A 20,518-nucleotide genomic window follows, 5' to 3' on the forward strand; every position below is an offset into this window, starting at 1 on the left:
TTGTCACCAGCACAAAGAAGAATTTTACTGTATATCCTTTCATTTATCTTTGTCATCGGCGCAGTCGTCTATTTTGTCAAAAGCGATTATCTGTTTACGCTGATTTTCATTGCCATTGCCATTCTGTTCGGGATGCGCGCGCGGAAGGCTGACTCGCGATGAGCATTTTGGATATACACGATGTATCCGTTTGGTATGAACGGGACAACGTCATCTTAGAACAAGTGGATTTACATTTAGAAAAAGGCGCCGTTTACGGGCTGCTTGGGGTAAACGGCGCCGGAAAAACGACACTGATTAATACGCTGACAGGCGTGAACCGCAATTTCAGCGGGCGCTTTACACTGTGCGGAATTGAAGCGGAGGCCGGCATGCCGCAGAAAACATCAGATCAGCTGAAGACTCACCGTTACTTCGCCGCCGATTACCCGCTGCTATTTACAGAAATTACGGCGAAGGACTATGTGTCTTTCGTCCATTCGCTTTATCAAAAGGATTTTTCAGAGCAGCAGTTTGCCAGTTTGGCCGAGGCCTTTCATTTTTCGAAATACATCAACAGGAGAATTTCAGAGCTGTCCTTGGGGAACAGGCAAAAGGTTGTATTGATGACAGGCTTATTGCTGCGCGCTCCCCTGTTTATTTTGGATGAGCCGCTCGTCGGTTTGGATGTGGAATCGATAGAGGTCTTTTATCAAAAAATGCGTGAGTACTGTGAAGAAGGCGGGACCATTTTGTTTTCTTCTCATCTGCTCGATGTCGTGCAAAGATTTTGTGATTATGCGGCCATTCTTCACAACAAACAGATCCAAAAGGTCATTCCGATTGGAGAGGAGACCGATCTGCGGCGGGAATTTTTCGAGGTGATCGGCCATGAATAACATAATCCCCATCATGTCTTTGCTGTTCAAACAGCTTTACAGCCGGCAAGGGAAAAAGGACGCCATCCGCATTGCCGCAGGCCTTGTCATTCTCGCCGTGTTTGAAATCGGGCTGATCCGCCAGGCCGGCATTGATGAATCGGTGTTGCGCAAAACGTATATCATACTCGCGCTTCTCTTAATGAACGCATATATGGTGTTTCTTTCTGTGACATCTCAATGGAAGGAATCTTATATGAAACTGAGCTGCCTGCTGCCGATTTCTTCACGGAGCTTTTGGCTCGCCCAGAGTGTCGTTTTGTTTGTCGATACCTGTTTGAGAAGAACTTTATTCTTTTTTATTTTACCGCTGTTCTTATTTGGAAACGGAACGCTGTCAGGGGCGCAAACATTGTTTTGGCTCGGCAGGTTTTCGTTTTTTACCGTTTACTCCATTATTTTCGGAGTTGTGCTAAGCAACCATTTCGTCAAAAAGAAAAACTTGATGTTTCTGCTGCATGCGGCGATATTCGCCTGTGTATGTCTCAGCGTCGCTTTGATGCCGGCCGCCACGCTTCCGCTTTGCGCGGTGCATATGCTGTGGGCGGTGATCATTGACTTTCCTGTCTTTCTGCAGGCGCCTCCGCAGCAGAGCAAGATGCATTCATTTATGCGGCGATCTGAATTTTCGTTTTACAAAAGAGAATGGAACCGATTTATCTCTTCTAAAGCGATGCTGTTAAATTACGCGGTAATGGCGGCGTTCAGCGGCTTCTTTTCGTTCCAGATGATGAATACCGGCATCTTCAATCAGCAAGTGATTTATATCGTGATTTCCGCGCTTTTGCTCATCTGCTCGCCGATCGCCCTTTTGTACTCGATTGAAAAAAATGACCGGATGCTGCTCATCACGCTTCCGATCAAGCGGAAAACGATGTTTTGGGCGAAATATCGCTTTTATTCAGGCCTATTGGCAGGCGGATTTCTCCTTGTCGTGATGATTGTGGGTTTCATCAGCGGCCGTCCGATTTCAGTTCTCACTTTTTTGCAGTGCATTGAGTTGCTGCTGGCGGGAGCGTATATCAGGTTAACTGCGGATGAAAAAAGGCCCTCCTTCAGCTGGCATACGGAGCAGCAGCTATGGAGCGGTTTCTCAAAATATCGGTCTTATCTGTTTTGTCTTCCCCTATTCTTAGCCACATTAGCCGGCACCGCTGTATCCTTGGCGGTCATTCCGATAGCCGGTCTGGTCATAGTCTATTACCTGCAAAAACAGGATGGTGGTTTCTTTGATACAAGCAAAAGAGAACGGCTTGGAAGTTAACCTGCTGAAGACTCATCAATTTTCAACTATTTCAATCGCCGCGAGCTTTCTGAAACCAATCGAAAGCGCGGCGGAACCTGAGGAAGAAACGATTTATTTTTACGGCGCCGCTGCATACCTGAAGGAGCAGATGATTGACGCTTTTGGTTATGCTGCCGGCAGCCGTTTCATGTACTCAGCGAATCTCTTTTTTGATCAGCAGCTGAAAACCTGCGGGACCCGTTTGATTCACCCATTATATAACGGGAATCTTCATGTTGACGCCCTGATGAAAACTTTTGCAGACTTGTCTTTCCCTTCTTCTCTTTCATTCGAAGCAGTTGAAAAGGCCAGGAATGAGCTGCTGCTGAGAATCGAAAAGAAATTCACTGATCCCTTCTCCTACTCGGCGGCGCGCTTGGCTGAGGAGGTCTTCGGAAACCCGATGTACGGCACAGGCATGTTTGGCCGGAGAGACAGGATAAAGGCGATTCATCCTAAACGGTTTCTCGACGCAACGGACTTTATCGTTGATTTAGTGTCCCAGCAAAAACAGCTGAACATATTGGGACAAGTACAAGCATGTGATGTTCGGGGACATGCCCCGCAAACGTCCGCTGTAACGTCCGGAAGAATACCCGTAAACCGGCATGTTTTTGAAACAGAGACACGCAGCGCTGCAGGCCCTTCCGTCTTGACACTCGGATTTGACTGCGGAGAGATGAAAGATGCCAGCGATTATATCAAAATACAGCTAATAGACGGATTACTGGGAAAGTACGGCCATTCCGCTTTATTCAAGCACTTCAGAGAGAAGGATCTGGCAGTCTATCACGTTATCACCCGTTACGATGTCATGAACAATTTGCTGCTTGTTTCAATATGTACAGATCAGCTTCATGAGATAGACATTCCCCCGCGCGTTTTGGAAGCTGTCTCAGCTTTTCATACAGATGAGCGGGAACTAGAACAGGCAAAGCAGTTTTTACGCAATGAATTGCTGCTGCAATTCGATTCTCCCGAAGGTCTATTGGCCTATATGGGGATCCTGCGCCGCTTCTCCTGCACGAAAGAAGCCTTGCTGGATGGCATCTCAGCGGTTACATGCCGTGATGTATTGCAATTCATAGCGACCATCAATTATATCGGAGCTCATGTAGTAAGGGGATGAAGAGATGGAAAAGAAAGCCTTTTTTCAACAGCTGGATGAACGAACCGATATCAGATACACAGACAGCGGACTAAAAATATTCAGATTGAAATTCCCCCGCGCCCACCTGCGGCTGTGCAATGTAAAAATCAATTTTGGAAGCCGGGATGTATGTATACGGGCAGAATCCGGTGATACACCGCTTCCGTATGGCACAGCGCATTTTTTAGAGCATCTTCTCTTCTGGCATAACGGCCGCAATCTGTACAGTGATTTTTTTGCGCATGGCGCGCTTTTAAACGCATTCACTACCTACACCGATACCAATTTCATGTTTACCTCATTACCGGATCGGCTCAGACAAACGATCCCCATCCTGCTTGATGCTTTATGGAACCACTCATTTGACAAGAAGATTATCGCTCAGGAAAAAGCTGTGATTACAAGCGAAATTCAAACAGCACACCTTAACCATCAGCTCTCATATCATTATCAGCTGATCAGCATGCTTACTCCCTCATCACCAGCTGCCGTTTTCCCCGCAGGCAGAATCGAAGATATTGAGGCGCTGGACATCAGTGATTTACAAAAAGCCTATAAGGCTGCCTACCAAGCCCATCGGATGACGCTGTTTTTGATTGGGGGCTCAGAAAATACAGAAACGCTTTTGCCTCCTCACCTCCAGCTGGAAAAGCGTCCGGATTATCATGCTGAAAGAAAAATCATCCCGGCATGCCCTCCAGCCCTCTCACAAAAAATGGTGCTGGGTGATGAGGAGCGGATGAATGATACATGGACCGGATTACAGATCGGCGCACTTCCCGGGCAAAACGATCTGTTGTCGATAAAGCTTTATTGGGATATCGCGGCTCGTATTCTATTTCAATTAGATTCACCGTTTTTTCAAGAGATTCAGCAAACGTACCGTCTGGAAATCGATCGCTTGTCAGCCGAGACTTATATATATGAGGATGGCGGTTTCTTGATCCTTCACAGTCAAGGGACCCATTCTTCAGCTTATATCGATGTGGCTTCATACTATGTCACACAGAAGAAAGAACAGGTTGCCGCCTGGCTTCAATACGGCAAGGACTCTTTGACATACGCGATCATTTATGACAGCGATTATGTGCGTAAATGCTTCGAGTGGGCAGCCGAGTGTGACAGGTGCGATTGCTCGTTTCTTGACATGTACCACATCATTCAAGATATGGATACGCAGGTTTTCTTGTCTCTCATTGATGCAATGGCATCTTCTAACAAAGCGATCATTCACGTTTCTCAGAAAGAGGCGATCAGACAATGAAGAAAAACACTGTCTTTACCCTTTCATTGCTGCTTATAGGTATGGCGGCTTATTCCTTCGGCTGGGTTCAGGCCGTTGCCGAAGCCGCCGCCCAATATGTACAAATGATCAACAATGATGCTGTGCGGCTCGGACTGCTGGCTTGTACCGCTGCCCTCCTGATGCTGCCTGCTTTTCTCTATCTTCACTATGTCACCCAATCCGTGAAAAACATGACAGCAGCTTTTCAGAAACTCACACAGTCTCATCAAAGCTGCTGTGACTTTCAGCAACACAACTTGTGCAGCCGATATGCAGAAGACGTCAAATCGCTGCGTGACAGCTATAAAAACGTCCGCCAAACATACGTGATGGCTGCCGTGTTGTGCCAAGTCATCATATTCGGCTGCATGTTCGAAATCGTTAAAGCCGTCCCTTTCCGCCTTCACACGCCCCCTGCCCTTTCAATGGGACTTGCGATGCTACTGATCCTGTATTTATTGTTTTGCATGCGAACGTATTTGCGGCAGCTTTTCCGGCACGGCAGCCTGTTCAGAAAAGTGTTTGCGGGAGTGCTGGCAGCAGCCGGGATTTGGTGGATGCTCAGTTTCTCTATAAGTGAACTGCTGTTTCTGATTATCCTGGCTGCCATCCAGCAAATCGGATCATTTATTTATAAACGATTCTCTTATCGCAGCACCGCTTCTCTTGATCTATAAAATAGCTACATCGCAATCGCAGACGGACCCGCGCCAACCGGAATCACCGTCACGGCTGTATAATCACTTGTGCGGTACACGGTCACAGCATTGTCGTTGGGCTGTGCCGCATAAATATACTGTTTGTCCGGCGTTACGGCGAGGTCAAAAGCGCCGGGGAGAGACACGTTTGCAATGATCCTCTGTCTGGCCGTATTAACTACGTATAAGTTATTAATGAGAAACGGTTCACTATATGGCTCTAGAAAATAAGCTCTAGTACTATCGAGAGAAAATACAATCGTCCTCAGCGTTTCAAATAAACGGCTGAAGTCCCCTCCCCTGCTTAATGGTGACAAACTAATCTCCGTTACACCTTTCGGCCACAGCTCACCATTCAACACGTACGCAAAATTTCCAGCGTAAGGAGTTGCAATTAAACTGGGAAATTCAAATGTATCTATGATACTTTCTACCAACTGCCCAGTATTTACATCATATTTATCAACCGACCAACTGCTTCCATTAGCGGTATAGACATACTGTCCATTCGGATCAAGAGCAAAGTCTAAAGCGCCGGGTATCGCGATGACATCAATTACTGATTGATTGGCCGTGTTAATCATATATATATATCCGGCTGCCATCACGTACGCGAACTCATCTGTTGGATCAAATTCAATCTTTCTCGGCCCTCCTCCAACAGTGATAGTATTTATGATGGTTAATGTTTTATTATCAATCACTGAGACAAGGTTGGTATTCCCATGGAGAACATACGTGAATGCTTTATCGAAAGTAACGCCTAGATTAGTTGGCACAGCAGAAAACGGGATTGTTTTTACAATAGTGTTTAAATCTGCATCAATGACCGAAACCATGCTGTCTCCAGTATTGGCAGTAAACACATACGATTGAGGGTCTGGCGATGGCGGTAAAACAAGTGTCCCGGCCACCGTGAGCGGACTGCCGTAGAAAGGCGGCACGATGAGAAGATCTTCCACTGTCATTTGATTAAAATCAGGACAGCGGTCAGACTGTGCTGCATAATAAACAACTTGATCAATCTCTTCAGTATGAATCACAGAAACAGCCCCGTCCCCTTGTCCATATTGATTTCGCACAGGCGACACACTAACAAGAAGCGTAATGGTCCCTTGTACTCTCACAGCATATCGAACACCGATATCTTCTGGTTCCGACCCAGTCTGGATTAAGCAAGGCTCACTGATACAGGACAAATTGTCTGTACTCCATGTAACAGCCGCTGACGCTTCGGCCGAATCAACCTTGAAGCCCTCAGGGATATCTATCGGCACTTGAAACGGCGCTTCCCGGCTAATTTCCTCATCACAAAAACAGAAACAATTTTCCTGTAAAGCAGAAAGATCATTCTTTTTCATGATTTCACGTCCTTTTAGAAATGCACCACACATAGTTGATTAAATCGCAATAGCTCCCGGTGAAACCCCAAGAGATATGACAGTCTCCACGGAGTAATCCTCCGTGTTGTAAACAGTGATGCTCTGTTCTAGAACATGAGTTGCATACAGAAATTCGCCATTCGGGGTAAACGCAAAGTCTCTTGCCGACTGCGGAACATTTCCTATAACGCCTGCTCCATTTGGACTGACAGAATATAAATTGCCAGTGAAGCCGTCATATAAATACACCTCTGCTCCACTCGTAAACATTCGATATTCCCCTTCATACTCCAGCTCTTGGGTGCTGCTGATGGTAAACGTATTTAAATCAATAACCGTCAAATAATTAAAAAAGAATTCTTGTTCTAATACATAGGCATACCGCTCCGGCCAATTTGTTTCTATGGTTGATACGATAAGCTCTCGTTCAATTGTTCCTGTGACTTCACCGGTAGTTAGGTCCACTTTTTGCACGATGCCAAAATTTAGAACATAAGCAAATAACCCATTGGGATCGATTGCAACATCATACCCTTCCACAGGAATCGACCTATCCACAGTTAACGTATCAATTCCAATCACAGAAACCGCAGTACCGGTGAAAACATAAGCAAACTCATGATTAGGGATAAATCTAATCAATCGAGGCGGCTGATCCAGCAATATAGATGCTGTCACTGTTAATGTGTCATAATCGATGACAGAAATCACATTATTGTTGGGATGTAAGACAAACACAGCGCTTTTATCTGGGGTAATTTCAATACCTGCCGGATTGTACGGAAGAGCAATCGTTGTCACAACAGAATGAGTGTTTGTATCAATCACAGAAACTGATTGATCATTTGAATTCGCTGTAAACGCATAGACGGGTTCCGGCTCCGGCACAAGCACAATCGTCCCCGTCACCGATAAAGGACTGCCGTAAAACGGCGGAACAACAACAAGGTTCTCAATCGTGATGTCACTGATATCCGGGCAATCATCCGGTTCATCGGAATAATAGACGACTTGATCGATCTCTGCATTGTGAATGACGGAAACAGCCCCGTCCCCTTGTCCATATTGATTTCGCACAGGTGAGACACTGACGAGTAGCGTAACGGTTCCCTGCAGGCTCACTGCAAATTGAACACCGACCTCATCAGGCTCAGGCCCCGTTTGAATTAAGCAACGGTCACTGACACAAGAAAGGCTGTCTGCATTCCACGTCACGTTTGCAACAGCTTCAGCCGGATCAACGACAAACCCTTCAGGTAATTCAATCGGTGCTTGAAACATGGCTTCTCGGCTTGCTTCTCCCTCACAAAAACATAAGCACTCTTCTTGTTCTGTTCCTGCTTTTTCTTTAAAGGAAAGCTTGTTTTTTCTCATTCCTTCACTTCCTTTTCAGACATACACTGCTCACGCAGATATAACAGAATATGGAAGGATAACGTGTTTGCTTGTACAAATTGCTGAGGGTAAACGCTTCTTTTTGAAAATATATTTCCAAACATGCGGTGTAACGAAAGAAAAAATTGCGGTTTTTTTGCGCTTCTCACAAGAATGTTGATGATAAAATATGACATATATAGAATTATGAAGGGAGGGATTTGCAAACGTGACAGGTGTCATATCTTCTTCTTCCATCGGAGAAAAGATTAACGAATGGTATATGTACATACGCCGATTTAGCATACCCGATGCAGAATATTTGCGACGAGAAATCAAGCAAGAGCTGGATCACATGGAAGAAGATCAAGACCTTCATTTGTACTATTCACTAATGGAGTTTCGGCACAACCTGATGCTTGAGTACCTTGAACCGTTAGAAAAAATGAGGATTGAGGAACAGCCGAGACTGTCTGATCTGCTGCTTGAGATTGATAAAAAACAGGCTCGTTTAACTGGTCTGCTTGAGTACTATTTTAATTTCTTCAGAGGCATGTATGAGCTGGACCAGCGGGAATATCTGTCGGCTATTAAATTTTTCAAGAAGGCCGAAAGCAAGCTGATATTCGTTAAGGATCGGATAGAGAAAGCTGAGTTTTTCTTTAAGATGTCTGAATCTTATTACTATATGAAACAAACGTATTTTTCAATGGACTATGCACGGCAAGCATATGAAATATACAAAGAAAATGAAGCTTATAATATAAGATTGCTGCAGTGTCATTCTTTATTTGCCACCAATTTTTTAGATTTAAAACAGTATGAGGATGCCATCTCACATTTTCAAAAAGCTTATTCTATGGCAGAAGCTGAAAAGCAGCCCCAATTAATGGGAAGAACTTTGTACAATATCGGGCTTTGTAAAAACAGCCAAAGCCAATATGAGGATGCCATAACTTATTTCAAAAGAGCAATAGCTGTTTTTGAAGAATCAAATATTCTTCCTTCCTTACCTCAAGCGTATTTTTTAATTACACAGATCCATTATAAATTAGGAAAAATGGATAAAGCTCATGAATATCATAGTAAGGGAATGGCTTATTCACAAAAGGCCGGAGATGTAATATATTTATCAGAGTTTGAATTTTTGAAATCTTTATACTTATCAGGCCCGGATGAAGAAGCAATTCAAGGATTTTTTGATTTTCTCGAAAGTAAAATGTTGTATGCTGATCTTGAAGATTTCGCTATTGATGTGGCAAAATATTATCATGAACGTAAAAATTTTCAAAAAGCTTCTGCTTATTTTTTGAAGGTGGAACAAGTAAGGCAACTTATTCAAGGAGGAGTGAGTTTGTATGAAATTGAAGTCTAAACTATTACTCTCTTGTCTGGCTCTAAGCACTGTGTTCGTGGCAACAACTATTGCAAATGCACCTACACACCAAATTGAAGTTGCACAACGAGGAATGATTTAAACACTTAAAATATAAAAAGGGAAATGTTATTTCGTTAACATTTCCCTTTTTATATTTATTCACTTAGAAATTTATCAGTCTTTTCACTTCCTTTAAATTAAATATTAATAAACAAATGAATTTTTTCCTTGAATTTCATTTACTTTTCCTATATTATACATTATTATATATAGGACTTAAGTTATCTTTAATCTTCAATTGAAGAATACTCGGAGGAATAATAACAAATGAAATTTACAGTTAAAAAACATATAAGTAAAATGTTTATAATATTTGGGCTTGCTGTTTCATCTTTTGGAGTCACAAGTGCTGTGCATGCCGCTGCCAATACTTCTGATTCAACTGTCCATTTTACTTTTAGAGTATGGTCTCCTTATGATTATACAACTGCACGCAGAAAACAGAACAAAAGCTCTATGTATATGAAAGTGATAAGCTCTGACAAGAACAGCAGTTTTAATGTTTGGACTGAAGCAGATGCTAACGTTCACTCTAAAGGACGAGACTGGAAAAACGTATCTGGAAAAAAACATGAAGGAGAGGTAAAGCCAGGAAACACTTATTTATTTGTGAACACAGCAGTTGAAAGTTATGGTAAAAATGTTCCCGTTCGATTTGGTGGTTACAGCTGGGAAAATAATGCGTACAAAACAAATTGGAGTCCTGACAGTGTTAAACCTAAAGGCAAATACATAGAATATTAATGGAATTTTGCTTCTAAATAGGGTTTGAGCGGTTTTACGATATGTAAAACCGCTTTTTAAAGTTTATTTTTCCCTTAAATTAATCATGATGATTTATAAATGTGGTAATATATGAAAATGATTACCTTAATTCATTTTAATAACAGGAGGTATAAATATGACCTATTTTTTCATTTACAGGCTTCTAAAAAGCAAGACACTATATTTTTCACTTATATTTAGTACTCTCATAGTACTATACCAGTACTTGGATATTGTAGTGTTTAATAATCATTCAAATCTGCCTTACGAAGTTCACAAATCACCTTTTTTATCGAACTTATTACAGGGTAATTCTGTTATTCCTTCAACAGTATGGTTGATGATACTTCCTATTTTGGCTACCTTGCCAATTACAAGTATATATAGATTTGATGTGAATTCTGGATATTTTATGAACACTATAATAAAAACAACTAAAAGCAAATACTTTAATACACTTATCGTGTTTAATTTCTTGTGCTCTTTTTTGATTATTATAATTCCTTTAAGTATTAATTTATATTTATTTTTGATGACTTATCCATCCATTAAACCTGATGGAATCATAAATTACATGCAAAATGTGGTTTCTAATGGTAGTGACCTTGCTAACATTTATTATGAACATCCACTGCTCTATACGTTAATCCTAATACTTATAAATGGACTATACGGTGCTATCTTATCAACAGTCGGGCTATCTTTTTCTTTTTTCATTAAAAAAACTTATTTTGTATATATTATACCGTTTGTTGTGAATTTACTTGGCATTACTATCTTGAATCCAGATTATAATCCTCAAAGATATATTATTAATAAAAATGGTTTTTTTAATTTACAAATTTTTTCTTTATTAAACTTAGTATTAATTATATTAGGTCTTTTAATATTTTTATGGGGTAAAAAGCGCCGTGTTTTATTATAATCTTTTAAAACAAAAATTCATAAGCAAATATTTTGGTTTTTCTATACTCTTTTCTATCAATGCTATAATTATATTTATATTTTTTAAGAGATCAATACAGACGCAAAATGACCATATTATCGATCAAATCTTTACATATCAGCACCTTGTATTATTGATAGCTCCATTAATTGTAGTATTTACTCTATTAGTGTCTTCCGATTATTTCATGGATCATGCCGTGATTCGGCTGAATAGTTCATTTAAGATAGTAGGGTACTATTTCCTTAAAAGCATTTCTTTTTCAGCTATACTAGGCATTATCGTTATGGGAGAAATCTATATATTGTGCTTTACATATAATATTGATAATAATCTGTTAACTGTTAGTAATTTTTCAACTCATGTATTCGCCTATATATTCATTGCTTACTTGACATCGTTTTTAATCCTTTTAACAAATCAAATATTAGTTGTAATAATAGAAATAATTTTATTTTTGTTTGATTATCTAGAATGTAACGGCATACTCTTCTTAAACGGATTTTTATTAAATTTTGATGTTTTAAAGGATCTATTGGTATTCAGAGTAGGGCTGATGTTTATTTTGTTCGGAGTGTGTATTCAAATAGTTAAAAAACAAGACTATTTGAGGCCTAACGACCAGAAAGGAACGTACTAATGCATTCTATTTTTCATTTGTTAAAAAGGGATATTATGATGAGGCTGCATGATTGTAAAGCAACTTTTCTTTTTATAAGTTTAGCAGCTTTGCTAGTCTATTTTGTTTCTTTTTGGAATAGTTATAAATCTGGCCAACTAGACCAGCACAATCTTTTAAATAATTATATGAATGTCTTTCATTCACTAAACTTTTTTGAATTACATGAGCTTTATTCACAACATAAATTTTCAATCCCCTTTACGTGGATTTGCCTTCAGCTATTCCCTTTACTTATTATTGGGCATTTTTCATATAATGACTTTCAAAAATCAGGAACTTTATTAATACCTAAATTAAACAATAAATTAGCTTTTTGGTTAAGCAAAGTGTTTTCCTTATGGTTTTTTTGCTTGATAATCTGGATTGTCTGGTTTTCATTCTATTTCATTTTCTTTCTAATATTCAAAGGTACAATAACAATTGGAGAGATCAAACCTGTTCTTTCTTTAATGTTAATTCAATATTCAGTGACAGCTGTTTATACTCTAGTTTTTGAAACATTAACGTATTTCTTTTCGTTTATTATTTCATTAGTTATTTCAATTGTGTATCTCATCATATCCATATTTGTTCATTCAAAATTCTTTTTTACCTCGTTAGCCATACCAGGCAGATGGTATTTCGCCGATCATTCATCAATAAATATGAGTTATTCTAATGGCTCTGCTATTCATTTGCCAATATTTATTGGTGTAATTGCTTTATTTTGCATCTCATGCTGCTTTGTAGGAATGATTCGCATAAAAAAAATAGACATTTTAGGAGATTAATTATGACTGCATTTATAGAATGTACAAATGTATATAAGAAGTTAAAAGGAAATCTTGTACTTAATGATATTAATTTAACTATCAAAAAAAATGAGTTTGTAGTATTAAAAGGACATAATGGCTCTGGAAAAACAATGATTTTAAGAGCAATCGCAGGGCTTTTAAAATTAACCAAAGGGCAAATTATTGTCAATAATCTCATTATAGGAAAAGATACAGATTTTTCTATAAATACTGGGATATTAATTGAATATCCCAGTTTTATACCTGTCTATACCGGTTATCAAAATTTGAAATTCTTAGCTTCAATTAATAAGAAAGTTTCAGACCAAGAGATCCGAAAAATGATAGAGCAAGTAGGATTAGATCCTGAAGACAACCGTAAGGTAAAACGTTATTCCTTAGGAATGAAGCAACGTTTAGGCCTAGCACAAGCACTAATGGAGTCTCCATCACTGCTGCTTTTAGATGAACCGACTAACGCACTCGACAAAAAAGGAATTCAGCTAATCACTGATTTATTGAAAAAAGAAAAAGAAAAGGGAACTACAATAGTCGTTGCAAGTCATGATGAAACCCTGACTGAAAATAATATTGTAGACAGAGTTATACATATTAGCAATGGTAGACTGGGTGAGGATAATGAATAAACGAGCAATATTGTTAATAACCATTTTTTTAATTATTGTTGCTGGTAGTAGTTTTCGTTATTATAAACTGAATAATCATAATGATAATTACTCTCCTCATATCACAAACCTTCCGAAAAATCGTATGATCGATACGGGTGCCGGGATTACTTATCATGTTCTCAAACCATTAAAACCAATTGAATTTATGGATGAGGATCTTAATATGAAAAGATTGTTATACATTTTGCCGCTGGATATAACAAATACATCCAAGCACGAAATAACGCTGGAACAGCTCTCACCTGATGGAATGAAATATCTTTTTTTTGGTGGCTTTGATCACTATTACAATTTAATGGCGTATAATTTAGATCTTCCAGAAAAGTATCAATTCAATACTTCAATTCCTGCTGGGAAAACTATACGAGGCTATGTCGGTTTGAAAATGACAAAAGGCAAAGACGTAAACTTTAACTATAAAAATTTTGATCCCACAACCTCTAAATTATTTGTTTATTATTCCTTGATAAACAAATCAAATAAAAGGATAACATATAAATTCCCACTTAATTAATCTTGTATTACAATTCAGGAAATCAATTCATATTTCCTGAATTGTATTTTTATATTCTCTTCCTTCTCTCCTGAAAAGTTAAATTATAGAATTCAATATCTTTCAATTTAATTTTCATCTATATTGATATTATGATTGCCAACACCGCTTCAATAATTTTCATTGAAAATCATAATAATTCAAAACCTCTTATCTCCTTAATTCATTCCACTTTAAGCACCTATTAAGATTGAAAAAAATAAAACAAGCCCGTACTGAATGGCTTATACCAGTCAACACGGGCCTACCTTCTTATTTCACAAACCCAAGCAGCATTTCACGGATGATTTTGCTGGCTGTGTTTGCCGTTTGCTCTGAGTGGTCATACACCGGTGCGACTTCCACTAAATCAGCGCCCTTTACGTTTACCTCTGAACGCGCAATTTCATGGACGGATGCAAGCAATTCTTTAGACGTGATGCCGCCGGCGTCAACCGTTCCTGTACCCGGTGCGTGTGCAGGGTCTAATACGTCAATGTCAATTGTGACATAAACCGGACGGCCCGCCAGCTTCGGAAGCACCTCTTTCAGCGGTTCAAGCACTTCAAATTTTGAGATGTGCATGCCGTTTTCCTTCGCCCATTCAAACTCTTCTTTCATGCCGGAACGGATTCCAAATGAATACACATTGTGCGGTCCGATCAATTCTGCCGCCTTACGGATCGGCGTGGAGTGAGAAAGCGGTTCTCCCTCATAATCAACACGAAGATCTGTATGTGCGTCAAAATGGATAATCGCAAGGTCTGGGTATTTCTTGTACATTGCTTTAATGACAGGCCATGACACGAGGTGCTCCCCGCCCATACCCATTGGGAACTTCCCTTTTTCTAAAATGCTGTCCACGTACTCTTCAATCATATCCAGGCTTCGCTGCGGATTTCCGAACGGCAGCGGAATGTCGCCGGCGTCAAAGAAGTTCAAGTCAGCCAGATCGCGGTCTAAATATGGGCTGTATTCCTCAAGGCCGATTGACACCTCACGGATTCTGCTTGGACCAAAGCGTGAGCCCGGGCGATAGCTGACTGTCCAGTCCATCGGCATGCCGTAAAGAATGGCGTCCGCCTCTTCCCACTCGGGACGGCTCGCGATAAATACTTTTCCTGAATAAGCTTCATCAAATCTCATCTATAATACCCTCGCTTTCCTGTAAAAAAGCGCAAGATTCGCTCCTGCGCCATACCCTCATTATTTAATCAGGTCACTCACAAATTTCGGCAGAACAAATGCCGCTTTATGAATATCTTTTGTGTAATATTTCGTCTCAATATCGAAGAAACGGCTGTCTTCCACTGCAAGCGGATCATATTTTTTCGAGCCAATTGTAAATGTCCACAAACCGCTTGGATATGTCGGAATGTTCGCCGTATACAGCTTCGTAATCGGGAAGATTTCCTTCACATCGCGCTGTACATTTGTGATTAATTCCGGTGTAAACCATGGGTTGTCCGTCTGCGCAACGAAAATACCGTCTTCTTTCAGCGCTTTTGCGATTCCTGCGTAGAATCCTTTTGTAAACAGGTTTACAGCCGGTCCGACTGGTTCAGTTGAATCTACCATAATGACGTCGTATTGATTTTCAGATTTTGCAATGTGCATAAATCCGTCATCTACCTGCACGTCAACGCGCGGATCATCCAGTTTGCCTGCGATAGAAGGAAGGAACTTTTTAGAGTATTCGATCACCTTGCCGTCAATATCTACAAGTGTCGCTTTTTTCACGCTTGGATGCTTCAGGATTTCTCTGATAACGCCGCCATCACCGCCGCCGACTACAAGAACGTGCTCCGGATTTGGGTGCGTAAATAATGGCACATGCGCCACCATTTCGTGATAAACGAATTCGTCTTTTTCAGATGTCATCACCATGCCGTCCAAAAACAGCATGTTGCCGAACTCTTCTGTTTCCACCATTTCTAAATGCTGAAACTCCGTTTGTTCTGTATGTAACGTCTTGTTAACCTTCATCGTAATGCCAAAGTTTTTCGTCTGCTTCTCTGTGTACCAAAGTTCGCTCAATTGTCATCTCCCTTTCGAGGCTGTATTCATTTATTGTAAGCGTCTTATCAGCTTTTATTCTCGGTTGAAATCTCATTTTCACCTAAGGAAAAAGTATAGAGGATGGCGGGGAAAAAGTAAAGATGCGTCCTGTTCTGCGATGTTTAAAAACGATCTTTTTTTCTCATAATAGTAGAAACATAAAAAAAGGGGGGAACCCGTTGTGGATGCAATGACAAATAAACGGCTGAGACTGACGCTGAAAACCGTTCGCGCCTTTATCTTTTTCGGGGCTTTTGCGGCCTTGGCGGCAGCTGCCGTGTTTATGACTGTCATTTTGATAGCCAAATACCAGGGCGCTCCCTCGGTGCAAGTGCCGCAATCCACGATTTTGTATGCGAGTGACGGCTCAAAGCTCGGGGAAACGAACTACGGCGAAAAGCGCTATTGGGTCCCCTTAAAGGACATGAATCCGACGATCGTAAAAGCGACAGTGGCGATTGAAGACCAGAATTTCTACGATCATCACGGCTTTGATTATAAACGCATGGCCGGCGCGGCGCTTGCTGACCTGAAAGCATTTGCCAAGGTTCAGGGTGCAAGCACCATCACCCAGCAATATGCGAGAAACTTATACCTTGAACACGACAAAACGTGGAAACGGAAATGGAATGAGGCGTTCTATACGATCCGTCTGGAACAAAACTATTCTAAGGACGAGATATTAGAAGGTTATTTAAATACGATTTACTACGGACACGGCGCCTACGGCATTGAAGCAGCTTCCCGCCTGTATTTCGGCAAGCATGCCAAAAACCTGACGGATGCGGAGGCGGCGCTTTTGGCAGGAATCCCGAAAGGCCCTTCCGGCTATTCACCGTATGTCAATGAGACGAAGGCCAAGGAGCGCCAGAAAACGATTGTGCGGATGATGGAAAAGCAGCAGATGATCAGCCAAAAGAAAGCGGATGAACTGATCAAGGAACCTCTTTCCTATCAGCCTTTGAATAAACAAGTTACCAAGAGAAAGGCTCCTTATTTCTATGACAATGCGATGAGAGAGCTGGAGAAAAAGCTCGGCATGACACGGGAGCAAATTGAAACGAGCGGGTTAAACGTCTATACAACGGTAGATAAACGGATGCAGCGCATCGCCGAGGAGACCATTACCGAAACGGTTAACGCGGGCTCTGACATTCAAGTCGGGTTTTCAGCCATTGATCCCCGCACCGGAAACGTTCTCGCTCTTGTCGGCGGCAGGGATTATCAAAAAAGCCCGTTTGACCGGACGACACAGGCGAAGCGCCAGCCTGCTTCGACGATCAAGCCGCTGCTGTACTATAAAGCGATTCAGAGCGGATTTACGCCAGTCACTTTGATGAAAAGCGAAGAAACCGAGTTTCAAATTGATGCAAAGGGAGAAACCTATTCTCCAAGCAACTATAACGGATACTATGCCAACAAGCCGATTACGCTTCTGCAGGCGCTGGCGCTTTCCGACAATATCTACGCTGTGAAAACGCATCTTTTTCTCGGCACGAACAAACTTGTAAAGACGGCAAAGGAATTTGGCATTACCGCCCATCTTCAAGCACTGCCGTCTCTGGCACTCGGCACCGAACCCGTACGGCCGATTGAGATGGTCAACGCCTATGCCATGCTCGCAAATGGCGGAAAGAAAATCGAACCGACTTTTATTTCAAGGGTAACGGACGCAGCCGGCCACGTGCTGTACGAAAACCCGAATCAGCATAAACAGGTGCTTGATGAAAAAGCCGCTTTTGTCACAGCGAGTATGATGACAGGCATGTTTGATACCGATTTAAATGGATATACGTCGGTTACGGGGCGAACGATAGCCAACCGCCTGACAAGAACGTATGCCGGAAAATCAGGAACCACCAGCGCAGACAGCTGGATGATCGGCTTCAATCCGAAGCTGGCCGCAGGTGTTTGGACCGGCTATGACAAAAACAGCACCATCGACTCGGTCGAAGAAAAAAGCTATGCTAAAACCATTTGGGCGGACTTCATGGAGGACGCGCTCAAAGGCGAACCAGAAACCGCGTTCAAGCCGCCAAAAGGCGTAACCGGTGTGTACATTGATCCGGAAACAGGCTACTCATCAGGTCCCGGCTGTGCCGCTAAGCATTACACATATTTTGTGAAAGGCACAGAACCAGCAAACGTGTGCTACGGGGCAGAACCCGCAAAACAAACAAAAGACCGGCTTCCATCCAAAGAAAAGCCCGCTTCCGAGAAAAAGTGGTGGGACAAATGGCTGGGGCGACATCATTGAAAATAACCCGGCTCCTCGGAGGCCGGGTTATTCGTATGGTTCCTTCATAATCGATGGAAGAATGTTAGACAATCGAGCTGAACAATCAGTTTTGGGATAAAGTGGTGAATTTCTCATTTCTTCGACGCCGGCTTTCATCTCCCAGTCGCCGACTCATATCCCCCTAAAAATGAAAAACCCCGAGTCTTGTTTCGGCTCGGGATTTTCCATGTCCTATTTCTGTATCACCAGTTTACTCAATGTTTACGAAAAATATCTCAAATACTTTAAAAGTTCACAGAAAATTCACAAATTAATTATCTTCCGGAAGCAGGCTTGTTTTTAATTCATCTGAGGAACGGTCCCATAGGCCCTGATCATGCTTTTTCAGAAATTCGCCTAGTACACGCTTCGAGCTGTCGTCCATTTTATCAACGATGATTTTCCGTTTCATGGATTTATCCATCAAATTCACATGCTCAGGCAGCGACTTGTAGCCTCTTCTGATGCTTCTGTCGACCGTCATTTCACAAGCTGTCACACCAGCGTAATAAGGCCCCTCTTCTTTTCTGTCAATCGTTACCCACACAAGCCAGTATGGTTTTCCGTTCGGAACTTCTTCTTTATTCGGGAGAAATTTAATTCCTTTTTCGACGGTGCTGCGGGCATGCATGGCGCCGATGTCTACGAACGCTTCTTTTTCCTCTACATCAACGAATACGGGAGAAATGTTATCAAGGCTGAGTGCCCCTACGCCAAAACCGCCGTGTCCGTCTGTCGGATCACTTTTGATAATATTAAACCCGATTGATTTTTTCTTTTTTTCTTCCATGAAGTCCTACCTCCTACAAAAGCGGTTGAAATATCGCTGAAAACAGCTTTAAAATCGAATCTCTTCCTGCATTGAGCATCGGCCACAGCACGTAAGATCCGAGCGGTGTCACAAACAGCACCAAAAATACGATAAAGCCGTAGCTCTCCGCCTGCGTCATTTTGGCACGCACGCCCGGCGGAACGAGATCTTCTATAATTCGATAGCCATCGAGCGGAGGAAGCGGCAGCAGATTAAATAAAAACAAGACAAGATTCAGCTGTATCCAAATAGAAAAAAACTGATCCAGCCCCGTGCTGAACGCCGCAAGCATTTCCATTCCGTACGCATGCATCAACACTAACAAAAAGAAACCAATAAACGCAAGAATCAGGTTACTGACGGGCCCGGCTATAGATACGAGCACACCGGCAAGCCGGGGTTTCTTAAAGAAGCGGCGATTCACGGGAATGGGGCGCGCCCACCCGAATCCGGCCACCAGAATCAAAATGGTTCCGAACGGATCAAGGTGTTTAATGGGATTCAGCGTCAGTCTTCCTTGTTTTTTCGCCGTATCGTCACCGAATTTGTATGCGACATAAGCGTGGGCAAGCTCGTGCATCGTAAACGACACAATTAGCGTGATGACGAGGTATGGCATTAAAGATAACGGATAATATAAGAAACGGTCCAAGTGAGATATCCCTCTTTCTCAAAATGCAAGAATTTACTTTATTCAGTATACTATAAGAAGCCTCTTTTTCTAAAGAGAGGAAACGAGATAAAGGAGGATTCAGCACCCATGCCATACGTAACTGTCAAAATGCTCGAAGGCCGTACAGACGAGCAAAAACGCAATCTTGTCGAGAAAGTAACAGAAGCCGTAAAGGAAACAACCGGTGCTTCTGAAGAAAAAATTGTTGTCTTTATAGAAGAAATGAGAAAAGACCATTATGCCGTCGCAGGCAAACGCCTGAGCGATATGGAATAATCTCTATAAAGCCGGCGCTTCGCGCACCGGCTTTTATTATCCCTATTGAGCCAGCTTCGCAATAATCGCCAAGAACGTCTTTTTCTCTTCGGCTGTTAAACGTTCAAACATGCCGTCAATCAGCTGCTGGCGGTTTTCGATCATTTGTTCAGCCGCTCCCCGGCCCGATTCAGAAAGCGTAATCCATACAGTGCGGCGGTCATTGTTATTTCTGGATCTCTCAATAAACCCTTCCTGCTCTAAATGATTCAGAGCTGTGGTCGTGGCAGAGGGAGACAGTGTGACCTCCTTCAAAATATCCTTTATGGTGCAGCTCCCATGTCTGTATATGATCCGCAGAATAAACCCTCTTACATTATTCACGTGTTTCGGAACGGTGGCTTCATCTAATTGCTTCGTGCTTTTCAAATATTTTGTAAGTGCGTGATCCAGCAAATTTGCTTCCAGTTTGTCATGGTCCATGTCAATTTCCCCATTTCGAGATGCATTCATAACATACGAACGAT

General features: G+C 41.8%; 22 protein-coding genes. 14 read left to right on the plus strand and 8 right to left on the minus strand.

Features of this window, described 5'->3' with window-relative positions:
* From albB to albG, 6 genes are read left to right on the plus strand one after another with little or no spacing between them, the layout of a single operon-like run.
* Positions 1–162, plus strand: a complete 162-nt coding sequence (gene albB, locus MHH79_RS19270; RefSeq protein WP_003222006.1) for an antilisterial bacteriocin subtilosin biosynthesis protein AlbB — start codon at positions 1–3, stop codon at positions 160–162.
* Positions 159–878 carry an ABC transporter ATP-binding protein gene (locus MHH79_RS19275; protein WP_015384927.1) on the plus strand — a complete coding sequence of 240 codons (720 nt, stop codon included), beginning with the start codon at positions 159–161 and terminating at the stop codon, positions 876–878. The genes albB and MHH79_RS19275 overlap by 4 nt, the downstream gene beginning before the upstream one ends.
* Positions 871–2,181 carry an antilisterial bacteriocin subtilosin biosynthesis protein AlbD gene (gene albD, locus MHH79_RS19280; RefSeq protein WP_309530024.1) on the plus strand — a complete coding sequence of 437 codons (1,311 nt, stop codon included), beginning with the start codon at positions 871–873 and terminating at the stop codon, positions 2,179–2,181. The genes MHH79_RS19275 and albD overlap by 8 nt, the downstream gene beginning before the upstream one ends.
* The gene (albE, locus tag MHH79_RS19285; RefSeq protein ID WP_309530302.1) at positions 2,171–3,331 is read left to right on the plus strand and encodes an antilisterial bacteriocin subtilosin biosynthesis protein AlbE; all 1,161 of its coding nucleotides are present in this window, start codon (positions 2,171–2,173) and stop codon (positions 3,329–3,331) included. The genes albD and albE overlap by 11 nt, the downstream gene beginning before the upstream one ends.
* Before the next feature lie 4 nt (positions 3,332–3,335).
* Positions 3,336–4,616 carry a pitrilysin family protein gene (locus MHH79_RS19290; RefSeq protein ID WP_340034821.1) on the plus strand — a complete coding sequence of 427 codons (1,281 nt, stop codon included), beginning with the start codon at positions 3,336–3,338 and terminating at the stop codon, positions 4,614–4,616.
* On the plus strand, positions 4,613–5,314 hold the full coding sequence (albG, locus tag MHH79_RS19295) for an antilisterial bacteriocin subtilosin biosynthesis protein AlbG (RefSeq protein ID WP_100505938.1): 702 nt from the start codon (positions 4,613–4,615) through the stop codon (positions 5,312–5,314). The genes MHH79_RS19290 and albG overlap by 4 nt, the downstream gene beginning before the upstream one ends.
* A 5-nt stretch (positions 5,315–5,319) precedes the next feature.
* Here albG and MHH79_RS19300 read toward each other — a convergent pair whose 3' ends face one another.
* The 3 genes from MHH79_RS19300 to MHH79_RS19310 are packed head-to-tail and all read right to left on the minus strand — an operon-like array spanning position 5,320 to position 8,318.
* Positions 5,320–6,696, minus strand: a complete 1,377-nt coding sequence (locus MHH79_RS19300) for a YncE family protein (RefSeq protein WP_340034822.1) — start codon at positions 6,694–6,696, stop codon at positions 5,320–5,322.
* Positions 6,697–6,735: 39 nt separating this feature from the next.
* Entirely contained in the window at positions 6,736–8,091 is a 1,356-nt protein-coding gene (locus MHH79_RS19305; RefSeq protein WP_015384933.1) for a YncE family protein, read from the minus strand.
* A complete protein-coding gene (locus tag MHH79_RS19310) occupies positions 8,088–8,318 on the minus strand; it encodes a hypothetical protein (protein ID WP_015483838.1) in 231 nt (76 codons plus the stop codon). The genes MHH79_RS19305 and MHH79_RS19310 overlap by 4 nt, the downstream gene beginning before the upstream one ends.
* 2 nt (positions 8,319–8,320) lie before the next feature.
* Here MHH79_RS19310 and rapF point away from each other — a divergent pair, with 2 nt between their 5' ends.
* The 6 genes from rapF to MHH79_RS19340 all read left to right on the plus strand — a co-directional run bounded on the left by rapF (position 8,321) and on the right by MHH79_RS19340 (position 13,898).
* Positions 8,321–9,466, plus strand: coding sequence for a response regulator aspartate phosphatase RapF (gene rapF, locus MHH79_RS19315; protein ID WP_015384935.1), 1,146 nt, complete (start codon positions 8,321–8,323; stop codon positions 9,464–9,466).
* Positions 9,450–9,569 (plus strand): phosphatase RapF inhibitor PhrF, encoded by a 120-nt coding sequence (gene phrF / locus MHH79_RS19320; protein WP_009968329.1) that lies wholly within the window; start codon positions 9,450–9,452, stop codon positions 9,567–9,569. The genes rapF and phrF overlap by 17 nt, the downstream gene beginning before the upstream one ends.
* A 227-nt stretch (positions 9,570–9,796) precedes the next feature.
* The gene (locus MHH79_RS19325; protein ID WP_015384936.1) at positions 9,797–10,273 is read left to right on the plus strand and encodes a hypothetical protein; all 477 of its coding nucleotides are present in this window, start codon (positions 9,797–9,799) and stop codon (positions 10,271–10,273) included.
* Positions 10,274–10,532: 259 nt separating this feature from the next.
* Positions 10,533–11,219, plus strand: a complete 687-nt coding sequence (locus MHH79_RS19330; RefSeq protein ID WP_340034825.1) for a hypothetical protein — start codon at positions 10,533–10,535, stop codon at positions 11,217–11,219.
* 1,475 nt (positions 11,220–12,694) lie between these two features.
* A complete protein-coding gene (locus tag MHH79_RS19335) occupies positions 12,695–13,342 on the plus strand; it encodes an ABC transporter ATP-binding protein (protein WP_015384940.1) in 648 nt (215 codons plus the stop codon).
* Positions 13,335–13,898, plus strand: a complete 564-nt coding sequence (locus tag MHH79_RS19340) for a hypothetical protein (RefSeq protein ID WP_015483840.1) — start codon at positions 13,335–13,337, stop codon at positions 13,896–13,898. The genes MHH79_RS19335 and MHH79_RS19340 overlap by 8 nt, the downstream gene beginning before the upstream one ends.
* 291 nt (positions 13,899–14,189) lie before the next feature.
* Here the strand turns inward: MHH79_RS19340 and speB are convergent, their stop codons facing one another.
* Together speB and speE are read right to left on the minus strand one after the other, a co-directional pair.
* Positions 14,190–15,062 carry an agmatinase gene (gene speB, locus MHH79_RS19345; protein ID WP_003227545.1) on the minus strand — a complete coding sequence of 291 codons (873 nt, stop codon included), beginning with the start codon at positions 15,060–15,062 and terminating at the stop codon, positions 14,190–14,192.
* Between the two features lie 60 nt (positions 15,063–15,122).
* On the minus strand, positions 15,123–15,953 hold the full coding sequence (gene speE / locus MHH79_RS19350) for a spermidine synthase (protein WP_003227543.1): 831 nt from the start codon (positions 15,951–15,953) through the stop codon (positions 15,123–15,125).
* Between the two features lie 202 nt (positions 15,954–16,155).
* On the opposite strand from speE, the gene MHH79_RS19355 reads away from it, so the two are divergent.
* Entirely contained in the window at positions 16,156–18,231 is a 2,076-nt protein-coding gene (locus tag MHH79_RS19355) for a transglycosylase domain-containing protein (RefSeq protein ID WP_340034826.1), read from the plus strand.
* A 292-nt stretch (positions 18,232–18,523) separates the two neighbouring features.
* On the opposite strand, the gene MHH79_RS19360 is transcribed toward MHH79_RS19355, so the two are convergent.
* Complete coding sequence (locus MHH79_RS19360; RefSeq protein ID WP_015250981.1) at positions 18,524–19,042, minus strand: YwhD family protein; 519 nt, start codon at positions 19,040–19,042, stop codon at positions 18,524–18,526.
* Positions 19,043–19,055: 13 nt separating this feature from the next.
* Positions 19,056–19,715, minus strand: coding sequence for a site-2 protease family protein (locus tag MHH79_RS19365; protein ID WP_003243167.1), 660 nt, complete (start codon positions 19,713–19,715; stop codon positions 19,056–19,058).
* Positions 19,716–19,823: 108 nt separating this feature from the next.
* On the opposite strand from MHH79_RS19365, the gene MHH79_RS19370 reads away from it, so the two are divergent.
* On the plus strand, positions 19,824–20,012 hold the full coding sequence (locus MHH79_RS19370) for a 2-hydroxymuconate tautomerase (RefSeq protein WP_003222038.1): 189 nt from the start codon (positions 19,824–19,826) through the stop codon (positions 20,010–20,012).
* A 42-nt stretch (positions 20,013–20,054) separates the two neighbouring features.
* On the opposite strand, the gene MHH79_RS19375 is transcribed toward MHH79_RS19370, so the two are convergent.
* On the minus strand, positions 20,055–20,474 hold the full coding sequence (locus MHH79_RS19375) for a MarR family transcriptional regulator (RefSeq protein WP_003242889.1): 420 nt from the start codon (positions 20,472–20,474) through the stop codon (positions 20,055–20,057).
* Between the last annotated feature and the right edge of the window lie 44 nt (positions 20,475–20,518).

The organism is Bacillus sp. FSL K6-0993 (genome assembly GCF_037977205.1).
Taxonomy (GTDB): domain Bacteria; phylum Bacillota; class Bacilli; order Bacillales; family Bacillaceae; genus Bacillus; species Bacillus subtilis.